Annotated in this window: 2 protein-coding genes; both read right to left on the bottom strand. The window is 55.6% G+C overall.

All coding sequences use genetic code 11. The annotated features are described in order from the left end of the window. On the bottom strand, positions 1-304 hold a 304-nt coding region (locus AWU74_RS06960), incomplete at its 3' end, for a transposase (protein WP_162504843.1). Positions 305-318: 14 nt separating this feature from the next. After that, entirely contained in the window at positions 319-699 is a 381-nt protein-coding gene (locus AWU74_RS06955; RefSeq protein ID WP_062376802.1) for an IS5 family transposase, read from the bottom strand. Positions 700-746 lie beyond the last annotated feature (47 nt).

Below are 746 nucleotides of genomic sequence, written 5' to 3'. Positions count from 1 at the left end.
CGTAGCGCGTAGCGATTCCGCGCCAGCGTTTGAGGGCGCGGAAGACGTTTTCAATGACGTGCCGCGCCCGATACAGTTCATGACTGTACGCTCTTTGCTCTTTCCGGCTTTTAACCGGAGGGATGACGGCTGTTATATCCGCTTCCTTAAGCATATCGAGCAGTTCGTTCGTGTCATACGCTTTGTCCGCAAGGAACGCTTCCGCCTCCAAATCCTCCATAAGGAGAGGCGCCTGGCTACAGTCCGCGACAGTACCGCTTGTCACAATGCCGCCTGCCGGCATCCCGTACTCGTCGACTACCAAGTGCAATTTGCTGTTCAGCCCCCTTTTGTGCGACTAATGTCCTGACTGCCGCCTTGTGCCCCGCATGCGTCCGCGTGTGCCTTGATATACGTCGAATCTATCATAAAGATATCCCCGGCAGGCTCGCCTATTGCGGCGTCCGCCAGCGTTCTCCATATTCCCTTATCCCGCCAGCGACAAAACCGCTTGTGTATGCTGTTCCAATTCCCGAATTCCGGCGGTATATCCCTCCACGGAGCGCCCGTGCGCGTCTGCCACGCTACCGCGTTGATAAACAGGCGGTTATCTTTCGCCACTCCCCCGCGTTTCCCTGCCTGTCCGGGCAGCAGTTCTTTTATCCGTTCCCACGCCTCGTCGCTTATATCGTGCCGGTGAATGCCTTCATTTCTTTTCATGCTTCTATTTTACCTCTTTTCCCCTATCCAGTCCACACTACCTAGAG

This window comes from Treponema endosymbiont of Eucomonympha sp., from assembly GCF_001028545.1.
This window is presented reverse-complemented; position numbering and strand designations above follow the sequence as displayed.

Bases quoted from the DNA above. Each gene is read 5' to 3' on its own strand.
- AWU74_RS06955 (WP_062376802.1), bottom strand. From the start codon at position 699: ATGAAAAGAAATGAAGGCATTCACCGGCACGATATAAGCGACGAGGCG.